This window comes from Flavobacterium frigidum, from assembly GCF_048286795.2.
This window is the reverse complement of the sequence record NZ_JBLVPT020000001.1, coordinates 632947-650487: the sequence shown is the minus strand read 5'-3', so window position 1 is coordinate 650487 and position 17541 is coordinate 632947. Positions and strand designations below refer to the sequence as shown.

Here is a 17541-nt window from a genome sequence, read left to right as displayed (position 1 = left end):
TATATCAGGTTTTAATTAAACTACAAATCAAATCCCATTTTCACGCCCAGTTTGGTAGCGATAATTTTGGTGATTCGTTGTTTTAATTCTGGTATTTTGATGCTTTCGATAACCGCATTGGAGAACGCGTACATTAATAATGCTTTTGCTTCTTTCTTAGGGATTCCGCGTTGTTGCATGTAGAACATTGCTGTTTCATCAAGTTGACCAATGGTGCAACCGTGAGAGCATTTTACATCATCGGCAAAAATTTCTAATTGTGGTTTAGCATTAATAGTCGCCTTATCACTCAATAAAATATTGTTGCTTTTTTGAAAAGCATTTGTTTTTTGAGCTTCTCGTTCTACGAAAATTTTCCCGTTAAAAACGCCCGTTGAACGATCAGAGAATATGCCTTTGTAATCCTGATGACTTTCGCAGTTTGGCGTAGCATGTTGCACCAGTGTGTAATGATCTACGTGTTGCTTGTCGCCAATAATCGTAATTCCGTTCAGGTAACTCACAATTCTTTCTCCAAAATGGTAAAAATTGAGGTTGTTTCTCGTAAGGTTTCCACCAAAACTGAATGTATTTACAGCTACACTGCTTTCCTCTTGTTGTGAAACGTAAGTGTTATCGATCAAGTTAGCGGTAAGAGTATCGTTTTGAATTTTATAAAAATCAACTATAGCACGTTTTTGAGCAAAAATCTCAGTAACTGAATTGGTTAAAACTGGATTTTCGTTCAAACTCTGATGACGCTCGATAATTTGAACGTGTGCATTTTCGCCTACTACTATCAAGTTGCGAGGTTGTACTAAAAGCGCGGCTTCATTTCCCGTAGAGAAATATATGATTTCAACTGGTCTGTCTGCTACTTTACTTTTCGGAATATTGATATACGCTCCTTCATTGGCGAAAGCCGTATTCAAAGATGTTAAACTTTCTTCCTTATTTGCAATTTGATTGAAATATGTATCAACAATTGTTTTGTATTTTGATTTAGTCAATGCCGATGAAAGCAAGCAGACATCTATGCCTTCATGCGTTGTAGCCGAAAGATGGGAGCTAAAAATACCATCAATAAAGACTATTTTATAGCTGTCTATTTCATGTAAAAAGTATTTTTTTACATCAGAATATTGCACAGTATTTTCTTGTTTCGGAAAAACGGTAAAGTCATTTTTTAGTACCGCATTGAGTGAGGTATATTTCCAAGCTTCTTCTTTTTTGGTTGGGAAACCTTTGTTCTCAAAGTTTTTTAGTGCTGCTGTGCGTACATCGTGAAGTTCAGCATGAACATCGATGCGCTCTTCAAAAGCCATAAACGACGAGATTAATTTTTCTTTTAATTCCATTTTAATTTTAGTCTTAAAGTCGAAAGTCGAAAGTCGAAAGACCTTGGATTGTCAACATAACGTTATTTATGAGTTTATAATCTGAAAGTATTTAAAGTTATATTGAGGTTACCTCTTTATGACTTTAAACTTTATGATTTTGGGCTCAGATATTTAATAAAACCACTTAACAATTTTGATATTTCTGTAACTGATTCTAAAAGTTTTTCAAATTCTTCTTTAGTAATATAATTCAAGTCAAATGCTAGATATAGTTGAGAACGAACTTCTCCAGCGGAGGCTTTTGCAACATATAAAAAGTAAATAAACTCTTTGTCAGTATTTCTCTCAAATCCCTCGGCGATATTTGACGATATAGAAATTGAAGCGCGTCTGATTTGTCTAGTGAAATCATAGTCTTTTTTGAAATTTGTGTTTTCAGTAATGAGGTAAATTCATTTGTTAAAAACTCTTGCTCTTTGCCAAGAATTAATTTCTTCGAAAGAATTAAATTTCCCCATTCTCTTTTTCTTTTGACTTTATGACCTTAGGCTTTTGACTATTTAATTTTAAGCTTCTTGTTCTTGTTTAATCCAGTCATATCCTTTTTCTTCTAGCTCGTGGGCTAATTCTTTTCCACCGGATTTTACAATTTTTCCGTTGTACAAAACGTGAACAAAATCAGGAACTATGTAATCTAGCAAACGCTGGTAGTGCGTAATGACTACGATTGCATTTTTATCGCTTTTAAGTTTATTAACACCATTAGCAACGATACGTAAAGCATCGATATCCAATCCAGAATCGGTTTCGTCAAGGATCGCTAATTTTGGTTCTAGCATAGCCATTTGAAAAATTTCGTTACGCTTTTTCTCTCCACCCGAAAATCCTTCGTTTAAAGATCGTGACAAAAATTTACGGTCTATTTCTAATAATTCTGATTTTTCACGAATCACTTTTAGCATTTCATTAGCCGGCATTTCTTCCTTACCGTTTGCTTTGCGTGTTTCGTTGATAGCTGTTCTCATGAAGTTAGTTACTGAAACACCAGGAATTTCAACAGGATATTGAAACGAAAGGAAAACGCCTTTATGTGCTCTTTCTTCTGGTGCCAAATCAGCCAGGTCTTCCCCGTCTAATCCAATTTCACCTTGAGTTACCTCGTAATTTTCGTTTCCTGCAATGATGGAAGCAAGCGTACTTTTTCCGGCACCGTTAGGACCCATTATAGCATGAACTTCTCCTGCTTTTACTTCAAGGTTTATCCCTTTTAATATTTCTTTGTCACCTATTGAGGCGTGTAAATTTTTTATTGATAACATGTTTTTTTTGTTTAAAGTTTAAAGTTTAAAGTTCTCGTGTTTACTGAAACTTGGTGCCTTTAAAATCTTTCTTGTTTAAATATGATATAAAATTGTTTATTTTTCCACTTAAATTTTCGAAGTCAGTTTTTAAAATTTCAAACTCTTCTTCATTTATATAATTATAATCCAAAACTCGGTATAATTGCGACCTTGTTTCTCCAGCAGATCCTTTTGCGATAGACAGAAATTGTCTAAATTCTAAATTTCCGTTTCTTTCAAAACCTTCAGCAATATTGTCCATTACTGAGCCAGATGATGCTTTTATTTGATCCTTAAATCTGAAATCATTTTTTAAATTTGATTCTACAGCAATAATATGAATTTCTTTGGCCAGTCGTCGAGCCTCTTTCCAAATTTCTAAATCTTCGAACCTAGTTATTGTCGCCATTTATTTTTGTTTAAGGTTTAAAGTTAGTCATAAGTTGCTCAACTTTAAACCTTAAACTTTAAACAAATTTTTATCCCACTGAACCTTCTAACGAAATTTCTAATAACTTCTGTGCTTCCACAGCAAATTCCATTGGTAATTTATTTAAAACCTCTTTACTGAAACCATTTACAATTAAAGCAATTGCTTTTTCTGTTGGAATTCCGCGTTGGTTGCAATAAAAAACTTGGTCTTCGCCAATTTTACTCGTTGTAGCTTCGTGTTCTATTTTTGCAGTTGGATTTTTACTTTCGATGTATGGAAAAGTATGTGCGCCGCAGTTATTTCCCATTAACAAGGAGTCGCATTGCGAAAAATTTCTTGCGTTATCTGCATTTGGTGAAATGCGCACCAAACCTCTGTAACTATTTTGTGATCTTCCAGCAGAAATTCCCTTTGAAATAATCGTTGATTTAGTGTTTTTTCCTAAATGGATCATTTTGGTTCCAGTATCAGCTTGCTGGAAATTATTAGTTACTGCAATCGAATAAAATTCACCAGTTGAGTTGTCACCTTTTAAAACCACTGATGGATATTTCCAGGTAATTGCGGAACCTGTTTCTACCTGTGTCCAAGAAATTTTTGCGTTTTTCTCGCAAATCCCTCTTTTGGTCACAAAGTTATACACACCACCTTTACCTTCTTTGTTTCCTGGATACCAGTTTTGTACGGTTGAATATTTTATTTCGGCATCATCAAGCGCAATTAATTCGACTACTGCCGCGTGCAATTGATTTTCGTCACGACTTGGAGCCGTACAACCCTCTAAGTACGAAACATAACTGCCTTCATCGGCAACTAATAAGGTTCTTTCAAATTGTCCTGTACCGGCTTGATTGATTCTAAAATAAGTGGAAAGTTCCATTGGACAGCGAACGCCCTTTGGAATATAACAGAAAGATCCATCAGAGAAAACTGCGGAATTCAAAGCTGCATAATAATTGTCTTTTTGTGGAATTACGGTACCTAAATACTTGCGAACTAATTCTGGATGCTCTTTAATAGCTTCGGAAATACTCATAAAAATAATTCCTTTTTCGCCCAATGTTTTTTTGAAAGTAGTTGCAACAGAAACCGAATCGACTACGATATCCATAGCTACATTATTCATCATTTTTTGCTCATCGACAGAGATACCTAACTTTTTGTACATTTCTAAAAGTTCAGGATCTACATCGTCTAATGTTTTATTAGGGTCGACTGCTTTTGGAGCTGAATAGTACGAAATCGCTTGAAAATCAGGTTTAGTGTAGCTTACATTTGCCCATTCCGGCTCAATCATTTGCTCCCAAGCACGAAAAGCCTCAAGGCGCCAATCGGTCATCCATTGTGGTTCTCCTTTTTTGTGCGAAATAGCACGAACGATATCCTCGTTTAAACCTATAGGAAAGGTCTCGGCTTCCAGCTCCGTGTAAAATCCGTATTCGTATTCTTTATTTTCGAGTTCGATTTTTAAGTCGTCTTCTGTATATTTGCTCATTGTTATTTAAAGATTTAAAGATTTAAAGATTCAAAAATTGAATATTAAACTTTATTATTTGTGTCTAAATATTTAATAAAATTAGAAAGGTTTTGAGAAATTTCAATTGTTAAATTATAACATATTTGAATCTCTTCATGATTGCAAAAACCTAACTCCCTTGATAATATCAACATATTCCTAACCTCAGCACAACTGCCTTTAGAGATTTTTAAATATCTTGTAAATTGCCTATTACTGTTGTATTCTGAACCTTCGGCAATATTATTTGTAATTGAAACTATAGCTCTTTTAATTTGGTCTTTAAAACCAAATTCCTTTTCTAAAGATTTATTGTTTAATAATTGAAAAATTAATTTAGTCAAGACAATACCTTTTTTATGAACATCAAATTCTTCAAATGATTTTGTCATACTTTCATAATCTTTTAATCTTTAAATTTTTCAATCTTTTAATTAAAGAGAGAAACTTTCTCCACATCCACAAGTCCTAGTGGCGTTTGGATTATTGAAAACAAATCCTTTTCCGTTTAATCCGCCTGAAAATTCGAGAACGGTTCCTGCTAAATATAAAAAAGATTTTTTTTCAACCGCTATTTTTACATTATTGTCTTCAAAAACCTTGTCGTTCTCACCTAAATTTTTGTCAAACTTTAATTCATAAGACAATCCCGAACATCCTCCGCTTTTTACGCCTACTCTAACATAATCTTGAGTTGCGTCAAAACCATCATCGTTCATCATAGCAACGATTTTTTTACTTGCTGTATCTGATACTTTTATCATAGCTTATATTGATATTGTCTAAATTATCTGCAAAGATACGTCATATTTCGTTTTTTACATAATTACTAACATTATTATAACTTATAACTCAATAGCCAAATCTAACTTAAACAAAAAATCCTCTATCGATACATTGAAAGAGGATTTTGGAAACTGATAGTTGAAATTTTATTGTTAATTATCCTTTAATGGATAAATATTTTGTGTTACTATTTTCTGCTTTTTATTTCCTTAATTTCTTTTTGCAACTCTTCAATCATCGCTTGTTGTTCTTGCATTGCTTTTACTATTGGCGCAAGTAGATCATTGTAACGAAGGCTTAACATTCCTGCATTATCTTTAGTAATTATGCTATTATCTTTAACATTAAATTTGTTAAGTGTGCTTTCCAATTCCTGTGCTATAAAACCATATTCTATTGTTGGGTTTGTGGTGGTTTCTAAAATAATTGGTTTGCCTTCACTGTCTTGAACATCTTTGCGAGTATAAGAAACAGGGTTCAATTGTTTGATAAATTCCAATCCAAGATTTGATTTTTTGATGTTAGATTTCCAGCGATTGTCTGATGTAATTGTCCAAGGTACTTGAACACTCGCTAGAGTTACGGCGGTGTTACCTATGCGCACTTGATTGCTGTTCGTTGGACTTGCAACTTGAACGTTGAAACCAACTGCAGTATTATTGTTACCCGAACTTACTTGAGAAAGGGCACGACAGCCGACAGCCGTATTGCTTTGTCCTGTAGTATTAGTTACAAGAGATCTGGCCCCAATTGCAGTATTCTCAATTCCCCCAATATTTTGAGAAAGAGAAAAAGTCCCTACCGCAGTATTATCGTCTCCATTTGTATTGCTAGAAAGCGAGCTACTTCCAATTGCAGTATTTTCAGATCCAATTGTATTGCTAAATAGAGCATTATCTCCGATTGCAGTGTTATTGTTCCCGTTTGTATTGCTTGAAAGCGATCTACTTCCAATTGCAGTATTATCAAACCCTGAATTACTACTCACAAGTGAATTAAACCCATAGCTTGTATTAAAACTTTCAATTCTTCCAGCAATAATGTTATTTCTCTTAAAAATTACATCGGAAAGGTTTGTAGTTCCAATAAAATTTGATGCTGTTGCAGTATTTCCATTTAAACCCCAAGAGTTACCACTTGTTGCTGCAAACAAAGCATAAGGTACACTTAACATTTGGCTAGTTCCAGAAATAGAGTACGTTGTTCCACCTGTTGGATCGGTTTCGGTTTTAATAAAATAAGGTCCGTTTGCCCAGTTTATGGTTGTAAAATTTCCTGCTACCAAGGTGCCACCGCCAATTTCTATCGAGGCAAGACCATTCGCATTGGTTGGTGTAGTGTGTCTTTCAATGTAAACTGCTGTACCAGTTGCTGTGGTTTGCAATATGCTTATTTGTATCCCAACGTTGGCATTTGCTACTAATGCGCCAGTTGTATTTCGCACTACAGCTTGATAACTCATGCGGTTTGGTGCTTGTGCTGTGGCAGAAAAGAGAGCAAAGAAAAAAGAGCAAAGAATAAAGATTGTTTTGATATTGTTTGTAAATGTTTTCATAATAGCTTTAGTTTTTAATAATTTTGAAAGTTTTTAATGATTTGTTGTTGTCTGAAACAGTCAAAAAATAAATAGCCTTTGATAAATTCTGTAAGGATATCTGCGTTTCTTTTTGCAAAATTTTATTAGATTGAATAACTCTTCCGTTCAAGTCAAAAAGTTGGTAATTGATGTTTTCTGAATTGTAATTTGCAATGGATAAAATTACCAAAGCTGTTGTAGGATTCGGATAAACGCTCATTGTTAAGCTAATTTCTGGAAAATCGGTTGTTCCTAATGCAAAAATTTCAACCGGTTGTTGCGCTCCTTGATTGATTGAGCCGTTTGACCCAACGGCATTGGTGTAAAACACTTGTCCAACCGTAAAACTTGATGATCCACCAGAACCAGTTGCGTTTCCGCCAGAGGCAACAGTTGCATTTTGTGCCATAAGTTTTGGTAAACAAAAAAGCATAAATAGAAGTATAATTTTTTTCATAATTCTTAAGTTTTATTGTTTTACTATTTTTTGAGAACTATTAAAACTCGAATTGGAAATATTGAGAATATAAATTCCGCTTTGTAAATGGTTTAAATCTAAAGCTTGATTGCTTAGATTTTTTAGATTGGAATTATAAATAATTCTTCCATTAAGATCGACTACTGAGATAATAGCATCTTCTAGGGAATTTTCGGTTAATATGGTAAAAATACCTTTTGATGGGTTGGGTGCTATGCCACATTTGTATTTAGAGAAATCTAAATTTGATAAACTTGTCGGGCAAGAAATCAAGAATGGTATAGTAGATGCTACAGTAGAGTTATTACCATATTGATTGAAAACATTGGATCCCCAATAAAAAAAAGTACCATCTGTTTTTATTGCTGCTGATAACTGTGAACCACCATGAATAGAATCCCAATTAATGTCAGTTCCTATTTGGACTGGAGCGAAAGCACGGGTTGTTGAATTATTGCCTAATTGACCACTTCCATTACTTAGCCAAGCCCATAAACTACCATCGGTTTTTATAGCAAGGTTATGATCTGTACCAGAACTAATCTTTGACCAGTTAGTGGCCGTACCAACTTGTGTAGGGATGTTTAAATTTGTAATGAAAGAAGGACTACCGCCTGTTTGTCTGCCCCAATGCCAAAGTGTTCCGTCAGATTTAATGGCTGTGGTATGACTTGATTTTGTGCTTATTTTTTGCCAATCTGTACCTCCAACCTGCACTGGCATTGTTCTGTTGCTAGAACCAGATCCTAAACCCAATTGACCCAAATCATTACGTCCCCAAGTCCATAAACTACCATTAGATTTTAGTGCCATAGTGGTTGACAAACCTGCGCAAACGGTTGACCAATCGGTATCTGAACCTACTTGTGTTGGCAAAGATGTGTTTAAAAGTGAGTTATTTCCTATCTGACCATTACCACCAGAACCCCAAACCCAAAGCGTACCGTTATTTTTAATGGCTGCAACATGTTCAAAACCTGCACTCATACTATTCCAGTCCGTATCGGTTCCGACTTGTGTTGGCGTTGTTACATTGTTTGTAAATGTATTGTTTCCTACTTGACCAAATAAATTGTCGCCCCAGACCCACAATGTTCCATCGGTTTTAATAGCCATGGTGTTTCTATCGCCAGCAATTACTTTTAACCAATTAGTTTGCGTGCCAATTTGTATAGGTATTGGAGCTCTTGTAACTGTACCGTTTCCTAATTGACCATCGGTGTTTACGCCCCATCCCCAGAGCGTACCATCGGGCTTTATAGCCATAGTATGATTGTAACCAACGCTAAAAGTTTGCCAACATTGCGCCTCTAACTGCTCTGAACAAATAATTATAAACAGTAAAATAATTTTTTTCATGCTATTTAATTTTAAAAGTTGTATCTCATTCGATGCGTTGGTAAACGCGTTTGAGATTTCCTTTAAGCATCATTCTATTTGCTTAGGCATAATAGGGAATGCTCAATTCTTTGTTCGTATTTGAGTTTACAAACACCACATTTTTCCGAAAGTGTACCATTGCGCAATTTCAAGATTTTTACCACATTATAAGTTTTAGATTTAAATTATGGGTTATATTTTTTTAAATACTCTTGTGCTATTACCATTAAACAGGAGTGTGTTTCCGTCTGTAGATATTAAAAATGTTACTCTTTCTTCTTCTTTGGTTTGCAAATTGAAAAAGAACAGATTATTGCCATTTGTGTACCACCCACTAGTTATAAGGTTATTTACAGGATTGCTTGGTGTGCCAAACCAATTGTCAACCTCCCCGTTAGCTTTAAATTGGAAAAAATAATCTGTAACCACCGTAAAACCACCGCTACTCAACACTTCGGTAAAGCGCCATGTTCCTATAAATTCTGGATTAAGTTCTTTTGTAGTTACCTCACTGCCTTCATCATCTTTACTGCACGAAACACAAATAACTACAAAGAATAATGTTGCTAAAATTGTTTTTAATGTTTTCATAATTTTTTTGATTTTTGTTTAATAGATCCTTTGATAAACTCTGTTCAAACTGCCTTTGAGCATCATTCTGTTTTCTTCGGCGAAATAGGGAATACTCAATTCTTTGTTCGTATTTGAGTTTACAAACACCACATTTTTTCCGAAAGTGTACCATTGCGCAATTTCAAGATTCGTATTGCCAGATCCTTCATAACTTACGTTACCAGATCCACCTGCGCTACTACCAGTCCATGTTCTGCATTCGCCATTTGCATTAAACTGCAAAAAATAATCAGTAGAAAAAGAGGAATAAAACTGTCCACTACCACTACTAATTACTTCTGTAAAACGCCATTTTCCTACCAAGGCTCTATCTCTATTGTTCTTTTTTGTTGAAGTACCGCTTGAACCAGAAGATGTGGTTGTGCCACCGCCACTGTCTATGGCAATAGTATTGCCACCTTGACTGGTTGTCAATGTACTTCTGTCGAGCACCAATGCTAAAATTTGGTTGTTATATTCTGGAAAAGTAATATTGAAATGCAATTTCTTATTGACTATTGCTGCAGTTATGTTGTACCTTTTTTTGGTGTCATTTTCTGTGATTATGCCAGTGCAATTTGTAGCAGATGTTTCAGAAGCAGTAATGTTAGCCTCTTTACCATCCATGGTTAAAATGCCAGATATTTTACTTGTTCTTGGTACTGTTTTTAATGTTACAAAAATTTCTTTATTATTGTGAGTGCCATTATAATTGCCTACAAAATTGCTGACTAATTTTTTTGTCGCAACCATTTTAATAACTTTTGGTTTACTAGCTGTTTTAGTTTTTATTTTTTGTTCTTGGCATGAAAATAGTGCGATGAACAATATGAAGGTTTGAATGATCATGATATTGCAGTTTTATTGTTTGAATATTAATCAAAAGTGATTTTGCGGATTTTAAAGTCATTTGTGTCTGCAACATATAGATTTCCTTGAGAATCTATAGTTATTCCATCTAACCTGTTAAATTTGGCAATATTAGCGTTTCCATCTGCAAAACCATTTGTTGCAGTTCCAGCAATTGTTGTGACCAATCCATTGCTTGTTATTTTACGAATTTTACTTCCATCGGTAACAAATAGATTTCCGTCCGTATCAACTGCTATAACTGCTGGGTTTTTAAATTGAGCATTTGAAGCCGACCCATCGTTAAATCCAAAAGTTGAGCCAGCTATTATTCTTGCGGTTATGGTAGCAATGAAATCAAAATTGCTACTCTCGGCGTTGGCAGTAGCTACCGTAACTTTTATTTTGCCTGATCCTGCACTTGGCGGTATGGTAATTGTAAGTTGGGTAGAAGTACTATTTATTACAGGACAAACTTTGCCGTTTATAGTTACTACATTTTCGGAACTTACATTACTAAACCCAGATCCAATAATCGTTACAGGAGTATTTTTTGGTCCCGTAGATGGGTTAATACTAGTAGTAAGTAAAGTTTCTTTATCATCATCATCTTTCGAGCAGGAAAATAAAATGAGTAAACTAAAAAGTAATATGGTTTTTTTCATGATAAAATATTTTATATTGTAAAATTGATTTAAATTGAAATATCTTACAATACGCAATAAGGAGTATAGAATAAATGGGGTTTTTCTTAAAAAAAGTTAAATAGCTTAGTATTTTTAAAAGATAGAGGTGATTGTAAGCCAAAAAAAATACGCTCAATGGCGTATTTACTTTTTTTCGTATTTAAATAAATATTAAAAAAGAATTTCAATGCTGATTTTCAATCCATTATCGGACTGTATTTTTACATTCCCTTTTAAAGAAGCAATTCTCTTTTTAATATTTACCAGTCCGTTACCAAACTTGTTCTCTTCCTGAAATCCTTTGCCATTGTCCTTAATAGTAACTAGAAGTCCTTTTTTTTCAATTGAAGAAATGGCAATAATCACTTTAGTGGCTTCTGCATGTTTTACAGTATTATTTAGTGCTTCCTTGATAGAAAAAAATAGATTTTTTCGGGAATTTCCGTTTAAAATTCTGTTCGAAATAGCCTCAATATCGTCCGAAAAAATTAACTTAATTGCAGTTCCTTCAAAAAATTTGTAAGCATATTGTTTTACATATTCCGTAAAATTCTGAACATTATTATTATCTGCATTCAGGGACCAAATAAAGGCATTAAGCCTTTGAGAAATTTCAGAACTGGTATTGCTTATTTTGTCAATAAGGACTTTTTGCTTGTCGTTAGGATCATAATTTTTTAATAAATTGACATTGATTAAAATGCTGCTTAATTCGCTGCCTATATCATCGTGAAGGTCATTACTAATCTCATTTTTTTGATTTAAAATTTTCTTTTGTAACCGGTTTTTCCTTCTTATTATAATAATTACTAGCAATAAAATTAAACCGAAAAAAATCGTAGCAAGAAGTTGTAAAACTTTTATATTTTTTTCTTTATCTAATTCATTAATTTTAGCCAATAACAGTTTTTTTTCACTGTTGATATATTGATCTGTAATGTTTTGAATATAAAGATTCCCGTTTTGATTCGTTTCTTTTTCAATTTGCAATAACTTTTCTTGAGTTGACAACAATAAGTTTTTATCATCTAGAGATTGAAATTTGGCTAATGACTGCTCGTAAAAAAGTTTTTGAAAAGAAGGATTTACATTGTGTTTTTTTATTATTTCCTGTCCTTTCTCAAAATAATAATAAACTGTTCGAGATTTTTTAGAACTAGATTCTATCAAACTTCCAAAACCTAATAAAGCGGTATCATAAATCGCTGCGTCTAAAGATGTTTTGATACTTTTTTTGAGATAAAATACAGCTGAATCTTTTTTGTTTTGTTTTAAAAATAGGTATCCAAAAGTGCGTTCAACATTGGCGATACACCTTTTATCTTTTAAATTTATAGCAAAACCGTACGCTTTTTTATTATAAAAATAAGCTGAATCAAATTGGCTGGTTTTAATTTTTAATTGGGCAATATCATTATAAATGTATTCCTTATTGATCTGGTACCTTTTGTGATTAAGATTAGATTTGAAAGGAAAATAGTTCTTTGCTTTATGATAGGAGGCTTCTGCTTTGGCTACTTTACCTATTTCATACCAATTAATTCCTTCAATGAGAAAAGCATTCGAAAGGAGTACACTGTCTTTGGATTTTTTGGCAAATTTTATTGCTTTTTGAGCTTCGTGTAAACCAAATTGATACAATCCCGAATAATAAAAGAGCGCCGATTGTAAACTGTTTACTAAATACTGCTCGCTATCATTTGGATACTTTAATAAAACCTTTTTAGAATAATCCAACCATTTTTGAGCTTCTTCAATTTGGTCGAGTTCCAAATATTTTTCTGAAATAGCAATTGAATTCGTTATTTTACAAGTACTAGTTGTGCATTTATCAAACGCCTTTTTTTATCTGAAATTGTTTCTTGAGAAAAAACAAAAACAGCCGAAAATAGAAAAAATAGGAAGTAATATAATTTCATTTTTCTTTCATTTTAATTATCTCTTTAAAAATAGATTTACTGCTTCAACCCTAGTTTTTACTTGCAGTTTTTCATAAATATGCTGAATGTGTTTTCTTACTGTTCCGCCACTTATTTGAAGTTCGTCCGCTACTTCCTTATTCATTTTTCCGGTAGCCAACAGTTCTAAAATTTTGTTCTCACGAGGTGTTAATAGTTGTACACTTTCATCAATAATATTTAATTTTGAAAAACTTGCCACTACTTTTCGGGCAATGCTACCACTCATAGGACTTCCGCCATCAAATAAATCATTCAAGGCATCAATAATCTTAGTGGGGCCTTCGGTTTTCAAAATATATCCACTAGCTCCTGCTTTTAAACTATTAAAAATAATTTCATCATCTTCCGAAGAAGTACACATTATAAAGAGAAGTTCAGGTTTTTTGGCTTTTAATATCGAAACACATTCATAACCGTTATGACCCGGTAAATTAACATCCATTAATAATGCATCAATTGCTATTGTAGGAACAATTACAATTGCGGTTTCTGCATTTTCAAAAGTCCCAGCTAGTTCAAATTGTTCAGTAAACTGAATCATCATTGCCAATGCTTCTCGTAAATCGCGGTTGTCTTCAACAATCCCAATTCTTTTTTTCATATTCCCTGATTTAACGCACAATATTAAAAATAATAATACACTTGTAAAATACGCAAATAAGCGTAGTAAATAAAACTAAAGGATTAAATTGCATTTTTTTCAATTAAATACAACATTCATGAAACTTTATTCCATAGAAACGGGTAACTTTAAGTTAGATGGTGGCGCAATGTTTGGCGTGGTACCAAAAACTATTTGGAACAAAACCAATCCGGCCGATGCAAACAACCTCATCGATATTGCGGCACGTTGCCTTTTGATTGAAGATGGTAACCAATTGATTTTGATAGACACCGGAATGGGAAACAAACAGTCTGAAAAATTTTATGGGTACTATTCGCTTTGGGGAACCCACTCCTTAGATAATTCACTAGCTAAATACGGTTTTCACAGAGATGATATTACGGATGTGTTTATGACGCATTTGCATTTTGACCATTGCGGAGGAAGTATACAATGGAACAAAGACAAAACGGGTTATGAACCAGCCTTTAAAAATGCTACATTTTGGACCAACGAAAACCACTGGAAATGGGCAACAAAACCAAATGTTAGAGAGAAAGCTTCGTTCTTGTCTGAAAATATCTTACCCATGCAGGAAAGTGGCCAATTGTATTTTATAAAAAGACCTGAAAGCGATTTTCTTGAAAAATCAGAACTGGGTTTTGGAATTTTCTTTGCTGATGGACATACCGAAAAACAAATGATTCCGCGTTTGAAATATCAGGATAAAACTATTGTTTTTTGTGCTGATTTATTGGCTACAGCAGGACATATTCCGGTTCCGTATGTGATGGGTTATGACACGAGACCTTTATTAACAATGCCTGAAAAAGCAAAGTTTCTGCAAGATGCTGCAGATAATAATCACTACTTATTTTTAGAACATGATGCCCACAATGAAATCATTACAGTACAAAACACAGAAAAAGGCGTTCGGTTGAAGGAGGTTTATACAACAAATGAAATTTTTAAATAACCATTTTCAAAAAAGCAAGTCCCCTACTACAGTTGTAATAGGGGATTTTTTTTGGAGTTTATTTTTTTGTTTTTTGTTTTTTAAAAGTGGAGTAATAATTCTAAAAGATTAAGCAATCTCTAATTATTTAATTCTTAAAACTTTAGTAAGAGAATAAGTTGTTTTTCTTGAATATTATAAATAGGTTTGTCCCAAATTTATAAAAAATACACTTATGAAAAAAACTTTAATTTTTTTGTTGTTTTTAGTTTCTGTTACTATTTCAGCTCAAAAAGTAGATTTAGATCGTTTTTACTTTGATGTTAGTTATCAGATACTTCCAAAAGAGCCAGTGACTTTTGAAAAAAGATCTTTTGCATCAGAGGTAAAACTAGGTGGTAAAATACAGACGTATGCCAACCCTACCACTTTAAACGAGAATGTAAACATCTTTGGATGGAAAAGATCTAATGAAAATCCTACGGTAAAAATCGAACTAAATATTGAAGATTTTGTTGAAAGAGATGTTACTCCAAAAATACGTGTTGAAGAAACAAAAGATAGGGATGGAAAAGTAACAAGCCGCAGAGAATACCACTATGTGTTATCAAAATATTCTGGAAGAGCTTATGCAAAATTGGTTGGTCCACGAACACCAACTCCGCTATCAGCGAAGCAAATTGAGGACGAAAAAGCAAAGCAAGCAGCGGCATCTACGAACAGGTTTTTAAAAAATGCTGTTGTAAAAAAAGACACGACAGATGCTATTGGAGGATTTAATTTGAATTACAATGAAGAAATTGAAGTTAAATCGGCTGAGTTCCCAGATCCAAGATCTGCAATGAAGGCTTTTTACTTAAATAAAAATGGAATCCATGATAATACATTAAGAGGTTTTGTTGACGGGACTTTAAATAAAGTTAATACAAGTATTAATTATAATTACGGTTATAAACCAGTTAACACCAATCAAATTTTATGGATATTAGATGCTAAAAACGAGGAGGGAACAACTCAAATAGAGGCAATACAAGCTGTAAAATCTTTGTTTAAAAGTATGAAAGCTGATGAGCCAATTGTAGATTTAAAAAGCAATATGCAGCCTTTAATTGAATATTTTGATTCTTTAAAAACCAAATATACTGAAGATAGCAAACCAGCTCGTAAAATGAGATATTCTGCTTACTATAATTTAGCGGTGATCTATTTGCTGCTAGACGAACCAGAGAAAACAATTGTAGAAGCTGAGAAGTTAATTTTAAACGACTATGATAAGGCAGATGGAAAAGAATTGATTAATCGTGCGAATAGATTAATTGAAGATTTTAAAATTGCGAAAACAACATCACGACACAACCCAACTTTAAAATAATAGCATATGAAAAAAATTACAAAACTAGCTTTAATAGGAGCCTTTACATTATTAAGTTGTAATGCATACAGTCAGTTTTCACTTGGCAAGATGATTAGTAAAGTGGAAAATGCAAGTACGCCAGTTGGTCAAGATGAAGAAAGAAAAAACACCCTGAATTTAAGAGGTCCTGAGGCTCCTGTTGACAAACAATATGGCAACTATAAAACCTATGAAATCAAACTAGATTTATCAACAGGTATTGAAGATAGTTTCGGATTTAGAAAAATTCCATATTCAAGTGAAAAAATAAATAACATCTTCTTTATTTCAGGTTTGAAAAAAACGAATGATGGAGACTTTAAAATTAAATATACTGTTTCCCGATTTGAGTCTATTAATGACGAAGATTACGTACAAACCTATTATCAAAAATCTCCAGCATATTATTTAGGCATGGAGTCTAACCTTGAGATTATGGATAAAACGGGCAAGGTTATTTATAAAAGGTATACAAGTCCAAAAGTTAATATGTATGTAACAGATCCAATGTATAGTTATGAAGCTTTAGTAATAAAAATATTGACTAATAATTTCTACTCGATGTTAGAAGAGTTCGAAGGTTTCTATTTGTATGGTCCAGAAGTTTCTGGTTTGCGTTATTTTGATATTGAGAAGAAAAAGAAATCAAAATCAACTTTTAATCCAGATGAGTTCAATCAATCGGTTCAAGTACTACCAACTTTAGTCGATGTAGATAGAGCGGATTGGCCAAGTTTATTTGGAGAAGCTCAAAACTATTGGAAAGAATATTTAGCTTTTGAAGATAAAAATGACGAGGACCTTCAGAAAAAAGTTCGTTTTAGCGCTTATTATAATTTGGCTACAACCAATTTACTCTTAGGTCAAGTTGAAGAAGCTTCAAAATATTTTGATGGAGTAAAGGAAAATGAAAAAAGCTTTTTAGGAATGCGTACACACCATCCTTTTTTAACAAACCTCGCTGCTAATATTGATACATACAAAAAAACCACAGAAAAAGCGACTACGTTAGAGGCGATGCAAACAGAGCCTAATTTACCATCATACAAAAAGGCTGCAACGGCTTTTAGATATGCTGAATTTGATGGTGAAGTTGTAGATGTAGACGGTAAGGCTTTTAAAGGTAAAGTAAGAATTATTAGTGATTATCCGGAGATGGTAGACTTAAGAACAGAGTCGCAAGTTTCAGCTCTTCGTGCTCTAGCAAATGGGATTGGTTCGGATAAAAGTACAGTTAGAATTACCATTGAAGGACAGAAAAAACCAGAACGTACTAACTTGAAAAAAGTGGTTACTATCAAAGATAATGAAGGTCATTTCTACATAGCTGGTCAAACAGGTAAAGGCGTAGGTCTTACATCTGATGTAAATACAAAAAGATATTCTTTGTTTGAAGAAATTAAAAAAGGAGAAAAAATATCAGTATTTCATGAGTTTTTCCCTCAAGATGCTTATGTTTTGAAGAAGCAAATTCAAGATGAATTTTTCAGTCCAGCTGTTTTAATTGGTAGAAAAAAAGAATTAAGGGAATATTTCTCAGATTGTCCTAAAATGATTGAAAACATCAATAATGGACTTTACAATTTTGAAAATAAAGAAACTTACATCAAGATGTTTGATGATTATACAGCAATGTGCGGTAATTAATAATGC

General features: G+C 33.3%; 18 protein-coding genes. 3 read left to right on the top strand and 15 right to left on the bottom strand.

The window, feature by feature from the left end:
- Window positions 1-20 precede the first annotated feature (20 nt).
- From sufD to ACNQGB_RS02925, 15 genes are all read right to left on the bottom strand, one after another.
- Window positions 21-1337, bottom strand: a complete 1317-nt coding sequence (sufD, locus tag ACNQGB_RS02995; RefSeq protein ID WP_417945628.1) for a Fe-S cluster assembly protein SufD — start codon at window positions 1335-1337, stop codon at window positions 21-23.
- A gap of 131 nt (window positions 1338-1468) precedes the next feature.
- The gene (locus ACNQGB_RS02990) at window positions 1469-1762 is read right to left on the bottom strand and encodes a four helix bundle protein (protein WP_472777069.1); all 294 of its coding nucleotides are present in this window, start codon (window positions 1760-1762) and stop codon (window positions 1469-1471) included.
- 123 nt (window positions 1763-1885) lie between these two features.
- Complete coding sequence (gene sufC / locus ACNQGB_RS02985) at window positions 1886-2638, bottom strand: Fe-S cluster assembly ATPase SufC (RefSeq protein ID WP_417945630.1); 753 nt, start codon at window positions 2636-2638, stop codon at window positions 1886-1888.
- Window positions 2639-2678: 40 nt separating this feature from the next.
- The gene (locus ACNQGB_RS02980) at window positions 2679-3068 is read right to left on the bottom strand and encodes a four helix bundle protein (RefSeq protein ID WP_417945632.1); all 390 of its coding nucleotides are present in this window, start codon (window positions 3066-3068) and stop codon (window positions 2679-2681) included.
- Window positions 3069-3138: 70 nt separating this feature from the next.
- Window positions 3139-4587 carry a Fe-S cluster assembly protein SufB gene (gene sufB, locus ACNQGB_RS02975; protein WP_417945633.1) on the bottom strand — a complete coding sequence of 483 codons (1449 nt, stop codon included), beginning with the start codon at window positions 4585-4587 and terminating at the stop codon, window positions 3139-3141.
- A gap of 44 nt (window positions 4588-4631) precedes the next feature.
- On the bottom strand, window positions 4632-5000 hold the full coding sequence (locus tag ACNQGB_RS02970) for a four helix bundle protein (RefSeq protein WP_417945635.1): 369 nt from the start codon (window positions 4998-5000) through the stop codon (window positions 4632-4634).
- A gap of 42 nt (window positions 5001-5042) precedes the next feature.
- Window positions 5043-5372 carry a HesB/IscA family protein gene (locus tag ACNQGB_RS02965; protein WP_309758429.1) on the bottom strand — a complete coding sequence of 110 codons (330 nt, stop codon included), beginning with the start codon at window positions 5370-5372 and terminating at the stop codon, window positions 5043-5045.
- Window positions 5373-5581: 209 nt separating this feature from the next.
- Window positions 5582-6949, bottom strand: coding sequence for a tail fiber domain-containing protein (locus tag ACNQGB_RS02960; protein WP_417945637.1), 1368 nt, complete (start codon window positions 6947-6949; stop codon window positions 5582-5584).
- A gap of 7 nt (window positions 6950-6956) precedes the next feature.
- Window positions 6957-7427 (bottom strand): T9SS type A sorting domain-containing protein, encoded by a 471-nt coding sequence (locus ACNQGB_RS02955; protein WP_417945639.1) that lies wholly within the window; start codon window positions 7425-7427, stop codon window positions 6957-6959.
- 12 nt (window positions 7428-7439) lie between these two features.
- Window positions 7440-8807, bottom strand: a complete 1368-nt coding sequence (locus ACNQGB_RS02950; RefSeq protein WP_417945641.1) for a T9SS type A sorting domain-containing protein — start codon at window positions 8805-8807, stop codon at window positions 7440-7442.
- Window positions 8808-9020: 213 nt separating this feature from the next.
- Window positions 9021-9419, bottom strand: a complete 399-nt coding sequence (locus ACNQGB_RS02945; RefSeq protein WP_417945642.1) for a hypothetical protein — start codon at window positions 9417-9419, stop codon at window positions 9021-9023.
- Window positions 9420-9437: 18 nt separating this feature from the next.
- Window positions 9438-10289, bottom strand: coding sequence for a hypothetical protein (locus ACNQGB_RS02940; RefSeq protein WP_417945644.1), 852 nt, complete (start codon window positions 10287-10289; stop codon window positions 9438-9440).
- Window positions 10290-10315: 26 nt separating this feature from the next.
- On the bottom strand, window positions 10316-10954 hold the full coding sequence (locus ACNQGB_RS02935) for an IPT/TIG domain-containing protein (RefSeq protein WP_417945646.1): 639 nt from the start codon (window positions 10952-10954) through the stop codon (window positions 10316-10318).
- A gap of 192 nt (window positions 10955-11146) precedes the next feature.
- Entirely contained in the window at window positions 11147-12748 is a 1602-nt protein-coding gene (locus ACNQGB_RS02930; protein ID WP_417945648.1) for a sensor histidine kinase, read from the bottom strand.
- A gap of 162 nt (window positions 12749-12910) precedes the next feature.
- Window positions 12911-13537 carry a response regulator gene (locus tag ACNQGB_RS02925; protein WP_417945649.1) on the bottom strand — a complete coding sequence of 209 codons (627 nt, stop codon included), beginning with the start codon at window positions 13535-13537 and terminating at the stop codon, window positions 12911-12913.
- Window positions 13538-13655: 118 nt separating this feature from the next.
- On the opposite strand from ACNQGB_RS02925, the gene ACNQGB_RS02920 reads away from it, so the two are divergent.
- The 3 genes from ACNQGB_RS02920 to ACNQGB_RS02910 all read left to right on the top strand — a co-directional run bounded on the left by ACNQGB_RS02920 (window position 13656) and on the right by ACNQGB_RS02910 (window position 17535).
- Window positions 13656-14516, top strand: coding sequence for an MBL fold metallo-hydrolase (locus ACNQGB_RS02920; protein ID WP_417945651.1), 861 nt, complete (start codon window positions 13656-13658; stop codon window positions 14514-14516).
- Window positions 14517-14730: 214 nt separating this feature from the next.
- Window positions 14731-15867 (top strand): hypothetical protein, encoded by a 1137-nt coding sequence (locus ACNQGB_RS02915; protein ID WP_417945653.1) that lies wholly within the window; start codon window positions 14731-14733, stop codon window positions 15865-15867.
- A gap of 6 nt (window positions 15868-15873) precedes the next feature.
- Window positions 15874-17535, top strand: coding sequence for a hypothetical protein (locus ACNQGB_RS02910; protein WP_417945655.1), 1662 nt, complete (start codon window positions 15874-15876; stop codon window positions 17533-17535).
- Window positions 17536-17541 lie beyond the last annotated feature (6 nt).

Coding starts and splice junctions, on each gene's coding strand:
- sufD (WP_417945628.1), bottom strand. CDS start 1,337: ATGGAATTAAAAGAAAAATTAATCTCGTCGTTTATGGCTTTTGAAGAG.
- sufC (WP_417945630.1), bottom strand. CDS start 2,638: ATGTTATCAATAAAAAATTTACACGCCTCAATAGGTGACAAAGAAATA.
- ACNQGB_RS02980 (WP_417945632.1), bottom strand. CDS start 3,068: ATGGCGACAATAACTAGGTTCGAAGATTTAGAAATTTGGAAAGAGGCT.
- sufB (WP_417945633.1), bottom strand. CDS start 4,587: ATGAGCAAATATACAGAAGACGACTTAAAAATCGAACTCGAAAATAAA.
- ACNQGB_RS02970 (WP_417945635.1), bottom strand. CDS start 5,000: ATGACAAAATCATTTGAAGAATTTGATGTTCATAAAAAAGGTATTGTC.
- ACNQGB_RS02965 (WP_309758429.1), bottom strand. CDS start 5,372: ATGATAAAAGTATCAGATACAGCAAGTAAAAAAATCGTTGCTATGATG.
- ACNQGB_RS02960 (WP_417945637.1), bottom strand. CDS start 6,949: ATGAAAACATTTACAAACAATATCAAAACAATCTTTATTCTTTGCTCT.
- ACNQGB_RS02955 (WP_417945639.1), bottom strand. CDS start 7,427: ATGAAAAAAATTATACTTCTATTTATGCTTTTTTGTTTACCAAAACTT.
- ACNQGB_RS02950 (WP_417945641.1), bottom strand. CDS start 8,807: ATGAAAAAAATTATTTTACTGTTTATAATTATTTGTTCAGAGCAGTTA.
- ACNQGB_RS02945 (WP_417945642.1), bottom strand. CDS start 9,419: ATGAAAACATTAAAAACAATTTTAGCAACATTATTCTTTGTAGTTATT.
- ACNQGB_RS02940 (WP_417945644.1), bottom strand. CDS start 10,289: ATGATCATTCAAACCTTCATATTGTTCATCGCACTATTTTCATGCCAA.
- ACNQGB_RS02935 (WP_417945646.1), bottom strand. CDS start 10,954: ATGAAAAAAACCATATTACTTTTTAGTTTACTCATTTTATTTTCCTGC.
- ACNQGB_RS02925 (WP_417945649.1), bottom strand. CDS start 13,537: ATGAAAAAAAGAATTGGGATTGTTGAAGACAACCGCGATTTACGAGAA.
- ACNQGB_RS02920 (WP_417945651.1), top strand. CDS start 13,656: ATGAAACTTTATTCCATAGAAACGGGTAACTTTAAGTTAGATGGTGGC.
- ACNQGB_RS02915 (WP_417945653.1), top strand. CDS start 14,731: ATGAAAAAAACTTTAATTTTTTTGTTGTTTTTAGTTTCTGTTACTATT.
- ACNQGB_RS02910 (WP_417945655.1), top strand. CDS start 15,874: ATGAAAAAAATTACAAAACTAGCTTTAATAGGAGCCTTTACATTATTA.